A 20,753-nucleotide genomic window follows, 5' to 3' on the forward strand; every position below is an offset into this window, starting at 1 on the left:
CCTTATCTGCCACAAATCCAGTTACTACTGGTGTACCTTCTTGTGCCAATTCTTTCGTAGCTGGTGTCCATGGAGTGAAAGTCTTTTCTCCAGTAACAGCATTTACCTTACCTGTACGTGTGAAGGTTGCTTCTTGAGTTACTGGGGCTTTCAGAGCTGGACGACCTTCTGGTTTACCATCTGCGTATTGGTACTTGATCGTACGAGTAACCTTGTTGTTCAGCTCAGCTGGATTCGTATTGTCATCCAAGCGAGGAGTTACAACAACTGTCCATGTTTGATCTTGTGTTTTATCTTTATCAAACGTCTGACCATTTGGTTGAGTGAAACCATCACTTACAAGTGTGTAACCAGCTTGTTTCAATTGTTCGATACGAGCTACTGTTGAGTAAGATACTGGTTCACCTGACTTACCAGTCACAGAGTCTGTGTAAAGAGTCTTAACTGGCACACCGTTCTTACCATCTGTTACGTACTTGATAGAGCCGCGTTGCTCATCCAAGTTATACTTGACAACCTCTTTTGAATCAGGAGAAGTAGGAGTTACAGTGATAAGCGGAACTGATGCTCTATCTGGAGTAAATCCTGTAATGCCAGGAGAAGGCACTTCTGGAAGAGTTCCACTTCGTCTGCTCCAAGCGCCTGGAGTTTCAACACCTGTCACTTTGTTCACAGAGACTTGTCTATTAAATGATGCTGGTTGAGTGACAGTAGGAGGAAGCGCTGGACGTCCTTCTGTTACACCATCACCATATTGATATTCAATAGTACGAAGAACTTGTTTTGTCTCGCTTCTTGTCTCAATACGTGGAGTTAGGACAACTTCCCATGTTTGATCTACATTATTATTGCTGTCAAATCTTTGACCTCCAGCTTTAGTAAAGCCGTCGCTAACAAGATCGTACCCTTGTTGCTTGAATTCATTGATTTTATCAGTTGTTGTGTAGTTTACAGGTGTATCTGATTGGCCTGATACGTTATCTGTGTGGAGCGTTTTAGCTGGAACACCGTTTCTACCATCTGTACGGTAAACGATAGTTCCTCGTTGAGTAGCCGGTGCATAGCTTACAATTTCACGCCAGCTTGGATCTGTTGGTGAAACAGAAGCTGAATTTACACGTGGTTTACTTGGTGTAAAGCCTGCTACTTCTGGGCTGTCAACTGCACCCACAGTTTGACGACTTGGTGTCCAATTGCCGTATGTCTTTTGACCAGTCACTGGGTCTTCTGACACTTGACGAGTAAATTGTACTGTTTGCTCAACCGGTTGTGGAAGTGCTGGACGATTTCTAGTCACACCGTCTTCATATTCGTAAGCGACTGTACGAGTAACATCCTTAGTTTCAGTTGTTACTTTCGGATTATTCTTACGGTATGAAACGATTTCACGCCAGCTTGGGTCTGTTGGCGAAACAGAGGCTGAATTTACACGAGTTTTATTTGGTGTAAAGCCTTTAATTGCTGGTGTATCAACCGCATCTACAGTTTGACGACTTGGTGTCCAATTGCCGTATGTCTTTTTACCAGTCGCTGGGTCTTCTGACACTTGACGAGTAAATTGTACATTTTGTTGTACTTCACGTGGAAGAGCTGGACGACCTGAAGTCACACCATCTTCGTATTCGTAAACTACTGTACGAGTGACGTCTTTTGTTTCAGTTGTTACTCTTGGCGCAATCTTGTCATAGTATACTGTTACATCACTTGGGGTAGAACCTGGATTTACTGTAAGCCCTGGAACTGTCGCTACATCTGGTGTATATCCTGGTACATTTAGAGAATCTACAGGCGCAAAATTCTTAGATGAAGGGCTCCATGGACCTGGTCTACCACCTGTCACAGTACGAGTGAACTCAGCTGTTTGAGTGTAAGCTGGCGGAAGTGTCGGTCCTGTCACACCTGGTTTATATTTATAATAAATAGTACGAGTGACTGTCTTCTTTTCTGTCTTCGTATCAGTTGCACCTCTACGATAAACGTAGGTTACAGTACCGTTTGTTCCCCAGTCAGCAAGAGTTCCTGAAGGTGGCAAGCTACCTCTCTTCATTCCAATGAAACCATAGCCAGGGATTGATTTTTGTTCAGTAGTATAAGCCTTACCTTTAAAGGCACCTTGTGGGTAGGTTACTGTACCTTCTGCAAGTTCTCGACCTTGCTCATCTTCATAACGTACATCGACAGAGGCACTTTGATAGAAGTCAAAACGCTTGATTTGGAACTGTTGCAAGTTCTTGTAGTTACCAGTCGTCGCTGTAACCACCATGGACATCAATTGTTCTGGAGTGGAAACTTTCTTCTTCCATTGCTTGATACCAAGATTACTTTCGTAAGAGACAGTTAATTCCTTGGTTACACCGTCATACTGGATAGCAAATCTGTGGAAACGACCATCTAGGTCACTTGAGTCTAGACGTTGAGCACTACCAGCGTCTGTCTCAGCCCACCAGCGCTCATATGTGCCACTAGGTCCGAAGAGACCACGAGCACCAGGAACTTGTTTATGAGTGGTATTTACCCAAGCACCGAACTGTCCCAGACGAGGATCTTCAGCCCAACCATATTGGAAAGAGTCGGTATTGCTAGTGTCAAAACGATTACCTTTTGGCGGTGTGTGGACGTTCCAGAAAGTATCCAGTTTGAAACCATTTGCGTTACGCAAACCACCGATACCAAGGTTACCACCATCAGCACCTAGGTCTGTTGTATTCCCTGTGTGGAAGGCAAAACCGATACCATCGGCACCATAACGTTCCTGCGTCTTGCTACCTAGGTTAACCCCACCAGTCAGCTTAAAGCTTTGGTTCATATTGATCTTACTCTTCAGACTGAAGTTACCTGTCTTAGAGTTTTCATCTGGAGTAAGGGTTACGATACCATCGTATGAATTATAGGTAGCTGAACCATTCAATCTAAAGTAATCAAGGAAGTTTTCCTTTGTTACAGTTGTTTTCCCTGTTTGTGGGTCAAACGAACGGAAGCCGCTTTCTCCAGATTTACGGAAGTCAGCATAACCTTTATCTACTTCGCGTTGAGCAGCAGCCAATGTAGAATTTGCTTCGCTTCGTGCTACAGCAGTTGAATTTTGACCAGCAGTTGCCAAACTAGCAGCCTGACTAGTTGCTTTTTCAATTGAAGACTTGCCAGATTCTGCAGTAGTAGATTCTGCTACAGTTTCAGATGAAGAAGCAGTTGATGCCGCTACAGATGTAGCTTCAGACTTAACTGCAGAAGCAGCTGATTGGCTATTTGCAACTGAAGCTTCAGATACTTGTGAAGTTGCTTCTTTTAAAGCAGCCTCGCTCTTTGAAGCCACTTCTGGTTTCACAGCTTTATCCGCCACTTGGCTAGATGGGGTTTCAGAACTTGCTACAGTTTCTGCGGCTGAAGTAGCATCTGCAGCAGACTTAGAAGTATCTGGACCTGATTTCCCCTCCGATTCTGGTACAGTCTCCTTCTTCTCTGTAGAAGTGCTTGGGGAATCTGTTTTAGCCAGTGTGTTGGCTGCAACAGCGTTCCCGCCCAAGAACATGAAAGCTGCGACGGCTACGGAAGCCACACCTACATTAAACTTACGCACTGAGTATCGAAGTCGTTTCTCAGCACTCGCTCTGTGTAATCTGCGTCGCGCATTTTTATCCATGAACGTTTCTCCTTGTTTTAAATATAGTCCAACCACCTACTATGCAATATTCTAATCATTCGATGTTTTAAACATATAATAATATGTGGTTGTTGATTATAATGCCAAAGTTTTGACATCAAACCATACTCATCATTATACCCGTTTTTTCCCATTATATCAAGAGTTTTGCTATTTTATTTTCCATTGTAACGAAAGTGTAACATCGTGTTGCAAACTTCTAAATGCATGTTTTATACCCAAAAATGCATAATCCTTATTTCTTCAAAAATGACCTGTCTGCTTCTTGCTACAAAAATCGAAAAGAAACGACCTTCCGAGGCAAAAGAAAGCCCAGTCTAGCCACTGGTTAAAGCACTTAACTCTAGCGCTCTTCTCACTTTTGTATACAAAACCGAAACGATCTTCTCCAAAATCACTCTTTTTAATCCAGACATCATGAGCCAACATCTATCTCCAAGGCTTCCGACAGGGGCAATTTATTTCCATTTTTCTAATAATTTAAAATATTTAGACTTTTTGACTGGACTAGAAAAGACTAAAAGAAAAACTCACCCAACAAAAGGTGAGACAAAAACAAGACTGAAGTTCTAAGAATCAAATAGTTTCTTTCTGCAAGGTTTGAATGATAAGGAACCATTTTTTTAATTGATAGTCTGCATTTAGCATGAATAATCTGTGAGGCACAAAATAAATCAACAAGGGTAAGAAGTAGACAATCAAAAAAGGACGTTCTACATCAAGAAAATAATATCTATCCTCTGTTTTTAGTATGCGATATCGAAGGTTTTTTAGCCAAGGGCTCTATTTCAGCTTTTTTAAACATTTATATAATACCTTTCGTAACGTCAAATAAAGCGAGAATTCATCCGTTTTAAAACGTTGATAAAGATTCGTTTTCCTAGCGTAATCTAATCGTACTTGCACTTGCTGAAGAAGGTTTTGCTCCCCTGTTTCCTATAGTAATAGAGTCTCACTCATATTTCTTCTCCTTGTCTTCTACAAATACCACTTTCCCTTGTTCATACTTCCGCACGGCTAACAACCAGCGGATGGGATTGTTTTGGAATAAGAAAAGGTACAACAAGGCAGGAAAGAGACCTATCAATAATGAAAATAAAATTTGTGCGTCAAATTTCTCCTGCTTTATAAATGAATTTATAATATTTAGTATGGTAGCAATTCCTATAAATGCTAAAAATAGAATTACTAACTGTATTATTAGAAAAACTATCATTTTCCCAAACGTCGCTTTTTTCTTGCTGAAATTGTCCCAAATCAGATTTGAATCAACGGCTTTCGCAAACTGTTGAGGACTTGCCCCCTGAACCTGCTTCACTTCTTTATACAAGGCCTCTTCCATCATCCATATAAAGCCAAAGCAGACAAAGAAGTGGGTAGCGATATAAGGCGGAACCATCCAACTACTGTATCGAAAACCTGAAAAAGCTGGTATAGCTACCATTCCCCCTATTAAACCTATGAAGATAAAAACCAACATCAAAGGAATAATAGCCTTATTGGTCTTCCTAGCCCCTTCCGTATTTAACAAGACACTCTTATCGGCTACCAGAGCCTCTTTTGTTCGCGTGTTATAGTAAACGGCCTTATCACCGCTCTGTCCAATAAAAATTATTTTTCTCACCTTTTATCTCTCTTTCATTCCTGCACCAAAGATGATTTTGCCTACTAACAGCTTCGTTAGCTGTCTAGGGCTGTTATTAGTCACATCAAACACCTTTAACATGACCTCTTATAACATCGGCGCAAACAACTGGACAATTTCCTTAATGAGGCTTTGGTACCAACTTGTTTTTATTGTGTGCGGATAGATTTCTCGAGAAACTTTAAAAATCTCTTCGAAGTCCTTCTCAATATCTATGATGGACTGTGTTCTATAAAGTAAAACGGCATTTTCATAGTGGTGAAGCAAGCTGCGATAGTCAAAATTGATGGTTCCCACTGTTGCTGCTTCTCCATCGACAAGCATTTGCTTGCTATGAAGAAATCCGGGACTGTACTCATAAATGCGAACTCCCGCAGATAGCAAATCTGGATAGGCTCCGCGAGTAACCAATTGGATGACCTTCTTATCTGGGATATATGGCGTCACAATTCGCACATCTACCCCTCTCAGAGCTGCATTTTTGATACTTTCAGTCAGATCATAGTCAGCAATCAGATAAGGAGTCGTGATATAGACATAATCTGTAGCTTGATTGATAAGGTTTTGATAGACCGTTTTCCCAACCTGGGATCGGTAGATAGGTTTTGGCCCACTACTATAGGGAATGCAAAGTCCCATCCCATCTTTGGGTTGATTCTCGAGATGGTATTGATCAAAATCACTAATCTCTCCACGGTTGATATACCAAGTGGATAAAAAGAATCTGGTAAAAGCCTTTACAGCCGACCCATCCAACCGAATACCGCTATCCTTCCAATAACCAAAGCGTTCGATATGGTTGATGTACTCATCTGCCAGATTGACACCACCTGTATAGGCAATCTGCCCATCGATAATCATGATTTTACGGTGATCACGGTTGTTATAGGCGACGGTCAAGCGTGGAATCACCTTGTTAAATTTATGGGCTTCAATCCCTCGTCCACGAAGCTGGATGGTATAATCTCCAGGCAGGGTAGCCATACAACCAATGTCATCATAGAGGAGTTTGACTTCTATTCCTTGAGCAGCCTTTTCTTCCAAAATCTCTAAAATGCTGTTCCACATCAAGCCTTCTTCGATGATGTAGTATTCGAGAAAGATAAATTTCTCAGCTTTCTTGAGGTCCTCTAGCATCCGACACCACATACTTTCACCAGAGGCAAAAAATTGTGTATCCGTTCGATCATAGACATCTGCGTTCGTATCCATACTGAGGAGGGATTTGATGACGCCATAAGCAGACTTGTCTTGTTCTTTTAATTCCAAACGGAGGGCTCTGCTATTGTCCTCTCGGTCAACCATTGATTGAAGTTGCTTTAACTGCTTGAGCTCTTTTTTAGATAGACGGCGTTCTCCAAACATGATATAAAGTAGGGGACCAAATACTGGAACAAAGGCTACTAACAGCCATGTCACCTTGCTTTCCGGATTCATAGAACGATTGACAATCGATACAATAGTCGCCAGACTCACCAAAATAACTAGGATAATCCAGAGAATCGGAGCCATTCGACCTAGATAGAGAAACAAACCAAAGACGATAAACAACTCTGCCAACATAATGGTAATACTAAAACCATACTTAGACATGAGTAGTTGCATTTTTCTAGCTGTCATAATCCCCTTCCTTTTCTAACGTTCTCCCTCACCGCTTGATAAACGAATCTTTCTACTAGTATACCTCAGTTCAGGGGGAGATGGCAACCGTTTACTCTTGATACAGCAAACTAGTTTTAAATGCAAATAATTATATAGCTACAATTTCCTGCCCTACATCATGCCAAAAAGAACTACCAAAATGATAGTTCTTTCCAGCATTATTTAACTTCTTTTTCATTTTAAAAATTAGAAGAGTTCTTTGTAGAAGGCAATAGTTTCTTCTAAGGTTGGCATAAATGGATTTCCTGGTGCACAAGCATCGATCAAGGCATTCTTAGAAAGGTAGTCAAAGTCAAAGTCTTTTTCTTGGATACCGAGTTCAGTGAGTTTCTTCGGAATGCCTACTGTTTCAGACAATTTTTCAATCTCAGCGATAGCGTAGGCAGCACATTCTTCATCAGTTTTCCCTTCAACATGAAGACCCAAGGCCTTGGCTACATTGCGGAAAGCTTCTGGTACGCGTTTGGCATTTTCACGTTCTACAACTGGAAGAAGCATGGCACAGCAGACACCGTGCGGTAAATTATACACTGCACCGAGCTGGTGAGCCATTGAGTGAACGTAGCCCAAACCAGCATTGTTAAAGCTCATACCACCGAGGAAGATAGCATTGACCATCGCCTCACGCGCTTCAATATCATGGCCATTTGCTACGGCACGAGGGAGGTACTCCTTGATGAGTTCAATGGCTCCGATAGATAGTTTCTTGGTTACATCATAGGCACCCGGTGTTACCAAGGCTTCGACAGCGTGGGTAAGAGCGTCCATACCTGTTGCTGCTGTCAATCCTTTCGGTTTTGAAAGCATGAGTTCTGGATCATTGACAGAGATGAGGGCCAAGCTGTTCTTATCTACCATTACCATCTTGACTTTGCGTTCTTCGTCAGTAATCACATAGTTGATAGTGATTTCTGCAGAAGTTCCAGCTGTTGTATTGATCGCAACCACTGGCAACCCTTTTTTAGCAGACTTGTGAAGACCTTCGTAGTCCTGCGGTTTTCCACCATTTGTCGCAATGATAGAGATACAACTAGCCGCATCCTGAGGAGATCCTCCCCCAAGACTAATGATGAAGTCACAACCATGCTCTTTCAAAGCAGCTACTCCGTCTGTGACGTTCTTGCAAGTCGGATTTGGCTCCACATCGCTAAAGATCACATATTCGATCCCTTCAGCATCTAATGGTTTTAGAACTTTAGGTAAAATGTCACTGCCTTCGATGAACTTATCTGTTACCAAGAGGGCCTTCTTATACCCCAGTTCCTTAATATACGGACCTACTTCATTTACAACACCTTTACCAATAAGGTTAACTGATGGAACGTAAAATGTAGCCATATGCTTTTCCTCCTGCGCCTCTGCGCTATTTGATTATTTACCATAAGTATACGATCTTAGTACAAGTTTTACAAATATTTGTAAGCGTTTTAAGTAAAAAATCAGTAAAGAAGCACTGGTCACGTTTTAAAACAAAAAAGTTCCAATAAGACGAATTTCATCTCATCGGAACTTTAACTTAATCGTTATTGCTTAGTTAGGACGACTCGGTCAGATGCCTCACGATCCATATCATCGATAATCATTTGATTACCATTAACCGTGTAAATTTTGACATCATCACCGATAATGACACGTTGATTTTCTGGCTCAAAGCTAACTTGCTTGATTTCATTATCTCCATCTGGCTCGACCTCAGTCCAGGTACCAGTTTTACCTGTTACAACAAGAGTGATCTGGTCATTCTCATCTTTTCCAGTATAGGCACCATCGATGTTAGTAGGTTGAGCTACAGCAGTGTCCTGACTTGAGGACGCCTGTGGTTGGCTAGCACTTGTAGTAGCACTAGAAGATGACTCTTGTTGAGTAGAGGATTGCTGAGCAGATTGCTGGGTAGGTGCTTGTGTCTTAGTTCCACAAGCTGCTAGAAGACTAAGAATTGCTAGGGAAGCAATAGAAAGTGTGAATGTTTTTATTTTCATAGCGATTTCCTTTCTTTTATGCCCATATTTTGCTGGAATCGTTTCCAGATATTACCTCCTGTCCCCAGTATAGCAACTTAAACCTAGAAGGTCAACTAATCCCATCGCTTCCTACCAAACTTGCTCGTACTTCCGAGATAAAATAGAGCGAGCCCGTCACGAAAAGCAGGTCCTGGTCATTGGCCTTTCCTTCAAATTCTTTGATAAAATCACCATAAGAAGAAATTAAATCGTAACCTGCCACATCCTTCTCATCCAAAGAACCTTGGTAGTCAAAACCTGTCACCTTAAGTTCCACCTGAGGCAACTGCTCAGATAGATAACCTAACATCCCTTGATAATCTTTGCGTTTAAGGGCACCAAAAAGGATACGGACTTGATAACCTTGTTGGATTTTCTCTTGGATAAACTCTACCAAACGGGTTAAGGCTGGAAGATTGTGAGCCCCATCTAGGTAGATTTGCGGGCGAATCCGTTCCAATCGACCTGCCCAGTGAGTTTCTTGCAAGGCCTGTCTCACAAGCTGTTCATCGACTTTTTCCTCTCTTGACGCCATAAAAAGTAGAAAGCTTTGTAAAGCCAAGGCGGCATTTTCTTGCTGGTAGGCGCCTTCCAAACCGATTTTAAGCTGGGAAAATCTTGCTAGTCTACTTGAAAAATCTCTAGCTTTCAAGGTGAAATCTTGCCCAGCTTGATAAAGGTCTACAGCTAACTCTCTTGCTCTTCTTTGACAGACAAGCTCAGCTTCTGGAGCAAGCTTAGCAATGACTGCCTTCTTTCCAGTCTTGAAAATACCAGCTTTCTGCTCTGCTATTTTCTCCAGACTGTCCCCCAAGGTCTCCTGATGATCTAGGCCAATGGAAGTAACAACTGCAATCTCTCCAGTTACCACATTAGTCGTGTCTAGTAAGCCACCAATTCCCACTTCTAACAGAACTAAGTCCACGCCTTTCTCTCTAAAATAGGCCAAAGCAATCAAGGTCAACAGTTCAAAGAAAGACAATTGATCATGTGTCTCCAAAAGAGCTTTTTCCATCTCCTTGACTTGGTTCGCTATACGGATAAAGTCTTTATCTGCGATCGGTTGTCCATTGATACAGATTCGATCATGGATGCTGATGATATGAGGAGAGGTAAAGGTGCCAACTTTTTTACCATGAGCTACAAACAATTCCCTCATGAAGGCAATAGTTGACCCCTTGCCGTTAGTTCCTGTTACATGGATAATGGGATAAGTCTTCTCAGGATTCCCTAGCAAATCCACTGCTCGCTGCATTCGTCCAAGTCCAGATCTAAAGTTTAAACCAATTCGACTATGGAGCCATTCTTCTACTTCAAACATATATCTCCTTAACAAAAATCCAATCAACTATCGCACCAAAGTATGACTGCAAATAAAAAGCGAGGTCGAGACAAAAATCCCGACCTCTTACCTGGTTAGCTAATCACTAGCTACTATAAATTTCAATGTGGACTAAAAACGTCCGCTGGATGTTCCAACTCTCTCCAATTTCTGGAAATTGGGCTGATACAGTCTCTGAGATTACCTGCGTTTCTAATTTCTAGCGCAGGGCTAAAAACATCCACTGGATGTCTTTACTCCTCCATATAGGTGTTGAAAACTTCTTCAATCATATTCCATTCGTCTTCTGAGTCTTCTGGAATTGGTTGCAATTCGCCCTCTGTTCCGTCTTCATTTTCATTGAATGAGTATGCTTGAATCTCAACTTCACCATTTTCGTCTTCTTCTGCATTAACTGGCACTAGAAGGACATAGTTTTTACCAAATTCTTCCTTACCGTCAATTGTCAAAAGGATTTCAAACAAGGTTTCATTACCTTGGTCATCTACTAGTGTAATCAATTCACGTTCTTCGTGGTTATGGTTATGATCGTGTGACATAGTTTCTCCTCTGTCTTAAAATTTTCTATCTAAATAATTTTGCAAAATCAGCTGGGCAGCTAATTTATCAATGACTTTTTTTCGCTTGTTGCGACTGATGTCTGCCTGCTCAATCAGCATACGCTCGGCTGCAACTGTGGTCAGGCGCTCATCTTGATAGTCTACTGGTAAACCAAAAATCTCTTCTAGTTTTGCTCCGTAGGCTTGACTGGCTTCTACCCGCGGACCGCTGGTATTATTCATATTTTTAGGCAAGCCCACTACAAAGCGTCCCACCTTATAGCTCTCAACCAATTCCTTGATGCGGTCAAAACCAAACTGACCCTGTTCCTCATTGATTTGGATAATTTCAAGGCCCTGAGCTGTAAAACCTAGTGGGTCACTAATGGCAACGCCTACCGTTTTTGAACCAACGTCCAATCCCATAATTCTCATAGATTATAGATCGACTCCTTGTCCTTTAAGGTAATAGCGCACCAATTCTTCAACAATTTCATCACGCTCGTACTTACGGATTTGATTTCGCGCATTGTTGTATCGAGGAACGTAGGCAGGGTCTCCACTCAATACATAACCCACAATCTGATTGATCGGATTGTAGCCTTTTTCATTCAGAGAAGCATAGACGTCTGTCAACGTTTCACTAATTTCCTTCTTATTGGAATCATCCAATTTAAAACGTACAGTTTCTTCAGTAAATCCCATTCTAACACCCTCTTTCCTTAGAATAGTACTATTATAGCATATTTCCTTACGTTCCACAATTAAGTCCGTCTATTTATTTGGATTTTCTATTGTTCTGTCGCTCCATTTGCTATTCTATCTTCGATATATTGGCTTGGTTCATTTTTCAAAAGAGTCTCTAAGCCAATATTCTTTAGATATTCTACTTGCGCCGCCTTTTTGACATCTAAAATTTGAAAATCATAAGTCGTCGTAGTTTCCATCTCTGTCTCGCTGATTAGCTGAGTTTCAACCGTAAAACCTTCTAACTTACGTGCTTCTTGGAGACTTTCATCTTTCTCCTCGGCTTCCGCGAAGGCTTTCTTTGTAGCTTCAAGACCGTGATCAGCGATAAAGGATTTCAACTCCTCACTTAAGGGCCGTGTCTGCCGGATAACCAATTTTAGAAATTGCTTCCCTCTATAAGTAATTGTTTGAGTTTGCTTAACGCCCCCTTCTGACTCAGGGAGAAGTAAGGTCTTGGTTACAACCGTGTTCTTCTCGGCATTATCTAGAACTGGCAGGGTAGACTGGAGTTCTTCTGACGACGTTGTTGAAGCAGCAGTTGTTCCCTTCTTTTGACCACAACCAACAAGTAAAAAAAGGAGGGCAAACGCACTGATTACTATTTTTTTCATATTTCCTCACATGATTTTTAGATAAAAATGAACAAGGCTAGGAGATACCCCAGCCTTGATGTTTATAGAGCTGCACGCAAACGTGCCTCTGCATTTTCTACATTACGGACAGAGCGTGGTAAGAAAGCACGGATATCATCCTCTTTATAGCCGACTTGCAGGCGCTTCTCATCCACAAGAATCGGGCTCTTTAGAATCCGCGGTGTTTCCATGATTAAGTTGAGCACTTCATTGACACTCAAATCTTCGATGTCAACTCCCAAAGCTTTCGCATAGCGGTTTTTTGATGACACAATACTAGCAATTCCATTTTCTGTCTTTGTCAGAATATCAAGTAATTCTTCTCTCGTAATTCCTTCTTTGCCAAGATTTTGTTCTTTATAACTTAACTGGTGGGCATTGAGCCAGGTCTTTGCTTTTTTACAGCTGGTACAACTGGAGACTGTATAAATTTTAATCATGTACCTACCCCTTTCGCTACATGTTACTATCAGTTTAGTCTATTATACCATAAAAAACATCCGACTTGCGACCTATTTTTAAAAAAATTTAACTTTTTTCGCGATTTTCGAACTTTTTTCTTGACAAATCCAATTTATAACCAACTTTTAAATTTTTTGATATACATTCGTTTCACTACTGTAACACTGATCATATAGAGAACGATTATCAAGAGCAAAAAAAGGAAATAAATTGGTTTCAAAGGGATTAAACGAAGGATGCCGGCGATTGAAGAGTAGGGAAGGAAAGTCACAAAACTGGCTGCTAGCAAGGTTGTCCCAAGAACAAACCATGACGGACGACTTTGTAAGAAAGGAAGTTTTGCTGAACGAAGCATATGAATAACCATGGTTTGGGACCACATAGATTCAATGAACCAACCTGTCTGGAACAAAATGATAAAACTAGTTGCCGACTCTGCTCCATGAACATAGGCTTGACCTGTCGCCATTGGAACAATGACAAAATAGAGCAAGATAAAAGTCAAAATATCAAAGACAGAAGAAATTGGCCCCATCCAAATCATAAAACGAGTAATGGACTGAGCTTCCCACTTATGAGGATGCTTCAAAAAGTCTTCATCCACATTATCAAATGGCAAGGCAACACAAGAAAGGTCATAGACTAGGTTTAACACAATCAAGTGAATGGGGGCCATGGGAAGGAAAGGCAAAAAGATACCAGACACCAGTAGAGACAGAATGTTCCCGAAATTAGAGCTGACCGTCATCTTGATATATTTGGTCATGTTGGCATAGACTTTGCGCCCTTCAACCAGCCCTTTTTCAAGCACCATCAAATCCTTATCTAGCAAAATGACATCAGCCGTTTCTTTGGCAATATCTACTGCTGTATCAACAGAAATCCCCACATCTGCTACTTTCATAGAAGGGGCATCATTGATCCCATCTCCCATATAGCCGACACAATGTCCATTGGATTTGATTTGTAAGATGATTCGTGCTTTTTGATCCGGAGAGAGTTTGGCAAAGACAGTCACCTTCTCAACTGCTTGGGCCAACTCTTCGTCCGTCAGGGCGTCAATATCAGAACCCAGCAAGATTTGATCAACGTCTAAACCAACTTTTTCGCATACTGCTTGGGTCACCTTTTCATTGTCCCCCGTCAAGATCTTTGTTTGAACGCCGTGTTCTAACAAAGCTTGAATAGCAGGTGCTGCTGATGGTTTTGGTGGGTCTAAGAAGGCAAGATATCCTGTTAGAATCATCTCTTTTTCATCTTCAACGGAGTAAGCAAAACCTTCTTTTAGACCTGTTTTATAGGCAACTCCCAAGACTCGCAATCCCTGTTGATTGAGTTGATCCACTTCTTTTAAGATTTCCACTCGGATATCATCCGTCAGAGGACTAATATGGCCTTGATATTCCACTTGGGTTGAAATCGCAAGCATCTCCTCTAGGGCACCCTTGGTTACCAAGCTAACAACTTCGTTTTCATCCTTAACGATGACACTCATCCGTCTGCGTTCAAAATCAAAGGGCAATTCATCTATTTTTTGGAAGCTAGTATCCAAATTTTGTAGAATAGCGTGTTCTTTAGCTTCTTTTTCAGTTCTACTGATAATGGCACGGTCCATTAAATTTTTCAATCCCGTTTGAAAATAGGAATTGAGGTAGGCTCGTCTCAACACAGACAAATCCAAATCCCCATGTATATCCAAAGGATATTCAAGGACGATTTCGTCTTGGGTAAGGGTTCCTGTTTTATCCGTACACAGGATATCAATAGCACCTAGGTCTTGTATGGCATTGAGCTTTTTAATAACGACTTTTTCCTTTGCCATGATAATGGAGCCTTTAGCTAGACTGGCCGTGATAATCATGGGAAGCATCTCAGGTGTGAGCCCGACGCCCACACTCAAGGCAAATACGCCAGCTTCTAACCAATCTCCATCTGTCAAACCGTTGGAAAGAAATACGATGGGGACCATAACTAACATCAAACGAATTAAGAGCCAGGAGATGCTGTTCATCTCCCGCTCAAAAGAGGTCGGCTCATCATAGGTATTGAGGGTCTGCTCGATTTCTCCCATCATAGTGTCATCACCGACCGCTAGAATCAAAGCTTTGGCACTTCCTGATATCACATTGGTTCCCATAAAGGCGAGCGCTTCTGCTTCTAGCAGACTATCAAAATTTGACTGATTCATTTTTGACAAGGCTAGTTTTTCAATCGAATCACTTTCACCTGTCAAGCCAGACTGTTGGACAAAGAAATCGCGTGATTCAATCAAAAGGAGGTCTGCTGGAATCATATCCCCAGCACTCAACTTGACCATATCTCCAACGACCAAATCCTCAATCGCGACCTCTAAACTCTGTCCTTCGCGAATAACCGTAGCTGTGTTCACAATCATTTTTGACAGATTTGTCGCAGCTTTGTCGCTCCGTAATTCTTGAACAAAGCGTATGCCACCAGATATTAAAACGAGAACGACGATGATGATAGAGGTTGTCGGATCCTCTTGTCCAGGTTTCGCCAACCAGACATTGGTCACCATGGAAATCATTGCAATGACCAGCAGGATGATGGTAAATGGATTGATAATAGATTCGTAAATCTTTTTGAGGATACTGTCTTCTTGACCCTTGGTGATGGTGTTTTCACCATATAGGTCACGATTTTTCTCAACCTGCTCCTCAGTCAAGCCTGTTAGACTTGTCTTGTAAAAAGATAGAGTTTCTTTTAGAGGTGTGTGAATAGCTGTTGCTAATCTTTCTTTTGTAGTTTTCATTGGTTTCTCCTATCTGTATGAATGATGTGTTTCATACACAGAGACCAATCACTTTATAAGGGCAAAACGACACAAATCAGCGATTGGCTGTGTATGTGCGGTTCTGGGTGATCGTCAATTTGCATCGTCTGTCTCCTTTCCCTGTTCTAAAACAGTAGAAAATCCTGCCATAAAATGGCAGGATTAAAAAACTAATTATCTGTTTTTTCGTTCAAGCTTTAACTCCATAGGGCAATGAAATGAGCTTAGTCTTGGCCTTCGCGACCAGGACTGTTGACCAACGAGTAGTGTCTCCACTGCTTTGCGGTAGTCATCCGTATCCCTATGGTAGCCTCACCTACCGTTTTCGTCTATCAGTATAAACCTTTAAAATATAAAAGTCAACGATTTATCTCGTTTTTTAGATAACAATCAATTCTTTCGGAGCTAGAGTCAATAATTCGCAACCTGTATCTGTAATGAGGATATCATCCTCAATCCGAACGCCATATTTTCCTTCGATATAGATGCCTGGTTCGTCAGTCAAGACCATACCAGTTTTAATGACTTCTTTCGAAGTTTGGCTAAAGTAAGGCTCTTCGTGGATATCAAGTCCGATACCATGGCCGATGCCATGGGTAAAGTAGTCGCCATAGCCTGCCTCGATGATAATATCACGAGGGATTTTGTCAAAGTCACGGAAACCTAAGCCAGCCTTAGCTTGATCAATCAGAGCTTGGTTGGCTTTCAGAACCGTATTGTAAATCTCTGCTTGCTCGTCACTGACATGGCCTAGATAGATGGTCCGTGTCATATCACTGACATATTGGTTGTAGAGACAACCAAAGTCCATGGTCAGGGTTTCACCCTTTTGGATGACCTTGTCACTAGCCACGCCATGTGGCATAGCAGAGCGGTAACCCGAAGCGATGATAAAGTCAAAGGAAGCTCCTGAAGCACCTAGTTGGCGCATACGGGCATCTAAAAAGTTCATGACAGCCTGCTCTGTCGTCTGACCAGGCTTAATAAAGTCCAGCACGTCTAGGAAGGCTTGGTCAGAAATCTGGCAGGCCTTGCGAATAGTCGCGATTTCTTGCTCATCCTTGATCATGCGCAGATTTTCGATAAAGCCTGTCATCGGAACCAACTCATGACCAGCAAACACACTTTCCAGCACCTTGAAGTAAGCATAGGAAATTTCATCGTCAAAACCGATTTTTTGGAGATTATCGTCCGCTATAATTTTAGCAATCTCACCAACTGCATCACGCGTTTCAACAATATCAAATCCTTGAACTACGCCCTTGGCAATCAAGGTATAACGAGAATCCGTCAGAAAAATCCGACGCGACTTGCTGATAAAAACTGTCGCTTCTGTCCCACTGAAACCAGTCAGATAGTAAATATTCTTCAGATTAGTTACTAAGACAGCATCACACTCTGTCTGTTTTAAAGCTACTTCAAATTTTTCAACTCTTGATAACATGAGAGAACCTCCGTAAATGATTTAATTTATTATAGCAAAAAAATATCGAAAATAATACAATCTATATAGTTAGGATTAGATAAAATTGACTTTTGAAAGCGCTTAATGTATAATTTTTGTTAACCAAGAAAGAATGAGGTAACGATATGAATAAAACTGAATTACTGTTACAAAGACTAGATGAGATTGGTCAGTCTCTAAAAGATTCGAAACAAGCACTAGCTTTGCTGGCACTTGGTTCTTGCGGAACAGAAAGAGAACGATTGGATCAGTACTCAGATTTAGACTTCTTTGTTATTGTAAAAGATGGCTACAAGAAGGCCTATATCCAGGACCTAACCTGGTTAAGTAATCTAGAACCAATTGCATTTCACTACCAAAATACAGTGGACGGACATAAAGTTCTATTTGAAGATGATGTTTTTTGTGAATTTGCTGTCTTTGAAGCTCATGAACTAGTAAACATTCCCTTCTCTGAAGGCAAGATTATCTGGAAGGAGATCAGTTTTGATGAAACAATCTGTCAGCCACAAAGACTGCCATCAAAAGAAAACAGAGACCGTGAATGGCTGTTGGGAGAAATTTCATGTAATCTATATTTAGGGCTAGGTCGCTATCAGCGAGGCGAAAAATTAGCTGCTTATGATTTGATCCAAAACAGATCCGTCAAGCTTTGGACTGAACTAATCAGTTTGGAAACAACTTCTAAATCTAATTTTATAGATATCTTTAATACCAACAGACGATTTGAAGAAGGTTATCCAAAGGAAGCCAAGCAATTGCCTCACTTTTTGCAAGGTTACGAACGCATTTCTGAGTCTGCTCAAGCACTCCTAGAATATCTGGATAAATACTATTCTCTTAACCCATTTATAAAAGAAAAAATTCGTAATTTATTATAAAAAAGACTCTGCCTAAAAAAGCAGAGCCTTTTAAATCTTATTTTAACTTTCCTTTTAGATACTGGCCAGTATAGCTAGCAGAGTTTGTAGCAACTTCCTCTGGTGTACCAGTAGCAATAATCGTTCCACCACCGACACCGCCCTCAGGTCCCAAGTCGATGATATGGTCTGCAGTCTTAATGACATCCAGATTGTGCTCGATGACAAGTACTGTATTGCCATCGTCTACAAAACGAGCCAAGACCTTGAGCAAGCGAGCGATATCCTCCGTATGAAGTCCTGTCGTCGGCTCATCCAGAATATAGAATGACTTACCTGTTGAGCGTTTGTGGAGTTCACTAGCCAACTTCATACGCTGGGCTTCTCCCCCTGAAAGGGTTGTAGCTGGTTGTCCTAGCGTTACATAGCCCAACCCTACATCCTTGATAGTCTGGAGTTTGCGTTGAATCTTAGGAATGTGTTGGAAGAATTCCACTGCATCGTTAACGGTCATATCCAAGACTTGCGAGATATTCTTTTCCTTATAGTGAACTTCTAGGGTTTCACTATTGTAGCGGGTTCCGTGGCAGACTTCACAAGCCACGTATACATCTGGCAAGAAGTGCATCTCAATCTTGATAATCCCGTCACCTGAGCAGGCTTCACAGCGACCACCCTTGACGTTGAAACTGAAACGGCCCTTTTTATAACCACGAATCTTAGCTTCGTTTGTCTGAGCAAAGAGATCACGTATATCGTCAAAAACTCCTGTATAGGTAGCTGGGTTGGACCTCGGTGTTCGTCCGATTGGGCTCTGGTCAATATCAATCAGACGATCCACATGCTCAATCCCTGTAATGGTTTTAAACTTCCCAGGTTTGTCTGAATTGCGGTTAAGTTTTTGAGCAATTGCTTTTTTGAGAATACTGTTGATTAGGGTCGATTTCCCTGAACCGGATACCCCCGTCACTGCGATGAATTTCCCTAGTGGGAAGCGAGCTGTGACATTTTGTAAGTTGTTCTCACGCGCTCCTGTCACCTCGATAAAGCGGCCATTTCCGACACGGCGCTCAGCCGGTACTGGAATGGCACGTTTACCTGACAAGTACTGACCTGTGATGGACTTGCTATTGCGAGCCACTTGCTTAGGTGTTCCTGCAGCGACGATTTCCCCACCAAAAACACCAGCACCGGGACCAACGTCAATCAGATAATCCGCCTCGCGCATGGTATCTTCGTCATGTTCTACCACGATGAGAGTATTGCCCAAGTCACGCATTTTTTTCAAGCTGGCAATGAGGCGGTCATTATCCCTCTGGTGAAGACCGATGGACGGCTCATCCAGAATATAGAGAACACCTGATAGGTTGGATCCAATCTGGGTCGCCAAGCGAATGCGCTGACTTTCTCCACCCGAAAGGGTCCCTGCTGAACGTGACAAGGTCAGATAATTAAGGCCCACGTTATTGAGGAAGGTCAAGCGATCCTTTATTTCCTTGAGAATGGGACGAGCAATGATGGCTTCATTTTCAGATAGAGTCAACTGGCTGACTAGTTCCAAGTGATCTGCGATAGACAGGTCCGAAATCTCCCCGATATGTGGCCCTTGCTCACCACCCACACGAACAGACAAGGCCTGATCATTGAGACGATAACCGTGACAAGTTCCGCAGGTCAGTTCATTCATATAGAGACGCATCTGGGTGCGGGTGTAATCACTGTTAGTCTCATGGTAACGACGCTTGATATTATTGACAACTCCCTCAAAAGGAATGTCAATATCGCGCACACCACCAAATTCATTTTCATAGTGGAAATGGAATTCCTTGCCATCCGAGCCGTAGAGAATCAAGTTCTTATCTTCTTCTGACAAGTCCTCAAAGGGCTTATCCATATCCACTCCAAAGGCTGTCATGGCTTGCTCTAGCATGTTTGGATAGTAGTTAGATGAGATAGGATTCCAAGGTGCCAAAGCCCCCTCACGTAGCGTTTTGCTGGCATCTGGCACTACCAAATCAATATCCACCTCTAACTTGATACCCAAACCGTCACACTCACTGCAAGAACCAAAAGGAGCATTGAAGGAGAAGAGACGAGGCTCTAACTCTGGTACGGTAAAACCACAAACTGGACAGGCATAGTGCTCAGAGAAGAGCAATTCAGAGTCGTCCATGGTATCGATAATCACATATCCTTCTGCGATACGAAGGGCGGCCTCAATTGAGTCGAAGAGACGGCTACGAATGCCCTCCTTGATGACAATACGGTCAACCACGACATCGATATTGTGTTGCTTGCTCTTAGACAGCTCAGGCACTTCGGTCACATCATAGACTTCCCCGTCCACACGGACGCGGACATAGCCATCTTTCTGAATCTTTTCAATGACGCTCTTGTGTTGACCTTTTTTCTTGCGGATGACAGGGGCCAAGATTTGCAAGCGTTGACGTTCTGGCAATTCTAAGACCTTATCAACGATTTGCTCTACAGAAGAAGCCTTAATAGCCCCATGTCCGTTGATACAGTAAGGCGTCCCCACACGTGCGTAGAGAAGACGCAGATAATCATTGATTTCAGTCGTCGTCCCAACGGTCGAACGAGGATTTTTACTGGTCGTTTTCTGGTCGATGGAAATAGCTGGGCTGAGGCCGTCAATGGCATCTACATCTGGTTTTTCCATGTTGCCCAAGAACTGACGAGCATAGGCAGACAAACTCTCTACATAGCGCCGTTGTCCCTCCGCATAGAGGGTATCAAAAGCTAGACTGGATTTCCCAGAACCTGACAAGCCCGTTACGACGACTAGCTTGTCTCTTGGAATCTCCACATCAATATTTTTTAGGTTATGGGCACGCGCCCCATGAATCACAATTTTATCTTGCATCTTTGTTCTTTCTAGTCCATTATTGCTTTCCATTATACCAAAAAATGTGAAATTCTA

16 protein-coding genes and 1 riboswitch are annotated in these 20,753 nt (G+C 42.1%); of the genes, 1 reads left to right on the forward strand and 15 read right to left on the reverse strand.

Annotated features, from left to right (window positions below; translation table 11 throughout):
* The 14 genes from B7709_RS04755 to B7709_RS04825 form a co-directional block, all read right to left on the reverse strand.
* A partial coding sequence (locus B7709_RS04755; RefSeq protein WP_084971920.1) for a mucin-binding protein occupies positions 1-3,640 on the reverse strand: 3,640 nt, incomplete at its 3' end.
* A gap of 597 nt (positions 3,641-4,237) precedes the next feature.
* On the reverse strand, positions 4,238-4,414 hold the full coding sequence (locus tag B7709_RS10005; RefSeq protein ID WP_129326716.1) for a DUF443 family protein: 177 nt from the start codon (positions 4,412-4,414) through the stop codon (positions 4,238-4,240).
* A gap of 199 nt (positions 4,415-4,613) precedes the next feature.
* Positions 4,614-5,285 carry a hypothetical protein gene (locus B7709_RS04770; protein WP_084971921.1) on the reverse strand — a complete coding sequence of 224 codons (672 nt, stop codon included), beginning with the start codon at positions 5,283-5,285 and terminating at the stop codon, positions 4,614-4,616.
* A gap of 108 nt (positions 5,286-5,393) precedes the next feature.
* The gene (gene cls, locus B7709_RS04775; RefSeq protein ID WP_084971922.1) at positions 5,394-6,926 is read right to left on the reverse strand and encodes a cardiolipin synthase; all 1,533 of its coding nucleotides are present in this window, start codon (positions 6,924-6,926) and stop codon (positions 5,394-5,396) included.
* Between the two features lie 228 nt (positions 6,927-7,154).
* The gene (locus B7709_RS04780; protein WP_084971923.1) at positions 7,155-8,306 is read right to left on the reverse strand and encodes an iron-containing alcohol dehydrogenase; all 1,152 of its coding nucleotides are present in this window, start codon (positions 8,304-8,306) and stop codon (positions 7,155-7,157) included.
* 185 nt (positions 8,307-8,491) lie between these two features.
* Positions 8,492-8,947 carry an SP_0198 family lipoprotein gene (locus tag B7709_RS04785; protein ID WP_084971924.1) on the reverse strand — a complete coding sequence of 152 codons (456 nt, stop codon included), beginning with the start codon at positions 8,945-8,947 and terminating at the stop codon, positions 8,492-8,494.
* 91 nt (positions 8,948-9,038) lie between these two features.
* Positions 9,039-10,289 carry a bifunctional folylpolyglutamate synthase/dihydrofolate synthase gene (locus tag B7709_RS04790; RefSeq protein ID WP_084971925.1) on the reverse strand — a complete coding sequence of 417 codons (1,251 nt, stop codon included), beginning with the start codon at positions 10,287-10,289 and terminating at the stop codon, positions 9,039-9,041.
* A gap of 254 nt (positions 10,290-10,543) precedes the next feature.
* On the reverse strand, positions 10,544-10,849 hold the full coding sequence (locus tag B7709_RS04795; protein ID WP_061453945.1) for a DUF1292 domain-containing protein: 306 nt from the start codon (positions 10,847-10,849) through the stop codon (positions 10,544-10,546).
* Positions 10,850-10,864: 15 nt separating this feature from the next.
* Positions 10,865-11,284 carry a Holliday junction resolvase RuvX gene (ruvX, locus tag B7709_RS04800; protein WP_084971926.1) on the reverse strand — a complete coding sequence of 140 codons (420 nt, stop codon included), beginning with the start codon at positions 11,282-11,284 and terminating at the stop codon, positions 10,865-10,867.
* 3 nt (positions 11,285-11,287) lie between these two features.
* Positions 11,288-11,554, reverse strand: a complete 267-nt coding sequence (locus B7709_RS04805; protein ID WP_000507060.1) for an IreB family regulatory phosphoprotein — start codon at positions 11,552-11,554, stop codon at positions 11,288-11,290.
* Between the two features lie 86 nt (positions 11,555-11,640).
* Complete coding sequence (locus B7709_RS04810; protein ID WP_061453943.1) at positions 11,641-12,210, reverse strand: SP0191 family lipoprotein; 570 nt, start codon at positions 12,208-12,210, stop codon at positions 11,641-11,643.
* A gap of 62 nt (positions 12,211-12,272) precedes the next feature.
* Positions 12,273-12,671 (reverse strand): transcriptional regulator Spx, encoded by a 399-nt coding sequence (gene spx / locus B7709_RS04815; protein WP_061418394.1) that lies wholly within the window; start codon positions 12,669-12,671, stop codon positions 12,273-12,275.
* 134 nt (positions 12,672-12,805) lie between these two features.
* Positions 12,806-15,466: a magnesium-translocating P-type ATPase gene (gene mgtA / locus B7709_RS04820; protein ID WP_084971927.1), complete on the reverse strand. Its 2,661-nt coding sequence runs from the start codon at positions 15,464-15,466 to the stop codon at positions 12,806-12,808.
* Positions 15,467-15,661: 195 nt separating this feature from the next.
* Positions 15,662-15,813, reverse strand: a riboswitch (M-box (ykoK) riboswitch).
* 53 nt (positions 15,814-15,866) lie between these two features.
* Positions 15,867-16,931: a M24 family metallopeptidase gene (locus B7709_RS04825; protein WP_084971928.1), complete on the reverse strand. Its 1,065-nt coding sequence runs from the start codon at positions 16,929-16,931 to the stop codon at positions 15,867-15,869.
* 146 nt (positions 16,932-17,077) lie between these two features.
* Between B7709_RS04825 and B7709_RS04830 the strand changes: the two genes are divergently transcribed.
* Entirely contained in the window at positions 17,078-17,833 is a 756-nt protein-coding gene (locus tag B7709_RS04830) for a hypothetical protein (protein ID WP_084971929.1), read from the forward strand.
* A gap of 37 nt (positions 17,834-17,870) precedes the next feature.
* On the opposite strand, the gene uvrA is transcribed toward B7709_RS04830, so the two are convergent.
* Positions 17,871-20,696, reverse strand: coding sequence for an excinuclease ABC subunit UvrA (gene uvrA / locus B7709_RS04835; protein ID WP_084971930.1), 2,826 nt, complete (start codon positions 20,694-20,696; stop codon positions 17,871-17,873).
* Positions 20,697-20,753 lie beyond the last annotated feature (57 nt).

Origin of the sequence: Streptococcus oralis subsp. dentisani (assembly GCF_002096335.1) — a bacterium.
In the GTDB taxonomy this organism is placed as follows: domain Bacteria; phylum Bacillota; class Bacilli; order Lactobacillales; family Streptococcaceae; genus Streptococcus; species Streptococcus oralis_Z.

Bases quoted from the DNA above. Each gene is read 5' to 3' on its own strand.
- cls (WP_084971922.1), bottom strand. From the start codon at position 6,926: ATGACAGCTAGAAAAATGCAACTACTCATGTCTAAGTATGGTTTTAGT.
- B7709_RS04780 (WP_084971923.1), bottom strand. From the start codon at position 8,306: ATGGCTACATTTTACGTTCCATCAGTTAACCTTATTGGTAAAGGTGTT.
- B7709_RS04785 (WP_084971924.1), bottom strand. From the start codon at position 8,947: ATGAAAATAAAAACATTCACACTTTCTATTGCTTCCCTAGCAATTCTT.
- B7709_RS04790 (WP_084971925.1), bottom strand. From the start codon at position 10,289: ATGTTTGAAGTAGAAGAATGGCTCCATAGTCGAATTGGTTTAAACTTT.
- B7709_RS04795 (WP_061453945.1), bottom strand. From the start codon at position 10,849: ATGTCACACGATCATAACCATAACCACGAAGAACGTGAATTGATTACA.
- ruvX (WP_084971926.1), bottom strand. From the start codon at position 11,284: ATGAGAATTATGGGATTGGACGTTGGTTCAAAAACGGTAGGCGTTGCC.
- B7709_RS04805 (WP_000507060.1), bottom strand. From the start codon at position 11,554: ATGGGATTTACTGAAGAAACTGTACGTTTTAAATTGGATGATTCCAAT.
- B7709_RS04810 (WP_061453943.1), bottom strand. From the start codon at position 12,210: ATGAAAAAAATAGTAATCAGTGCGTTTGCCCTCCTTTTTTTACTTGTT.
- spx (WP_061418394.1), bottom strand. From the start codon at position 12,671: ATGATTAAAATTTATACAGTCTCCAGTTGTACCAGCTGTAAAAAAGCA.
- mgtA (WP_084971927.1), bottom strand. From the start codon at position 15,466: ATGAAAACTACAAAAGAAAGATTAGCAACAGCTATTCACACACCTCTA.
- B7709_RS04825 (WP_084971928.1), bottom strand. From the start codon at position 16,931: ATGTTATCAAGAGTTGAAAAATTTGAAGTAGCTTTAAAACAGACAGAG.
- B7709_RS04830 (WP_084971929.1), top strand. From the start codon at position 17,078: ATGAATAAAACTGAATTACTGTTACAAAGACTAGATGAGATTGGTCAG.
- uvrA (WP_084971930.1), bottom strand. From the start codon at position 20,696: ATGCAAGATAAAATTGTGATTCATGGGGCGCGTGCCCATAACCTAAAA.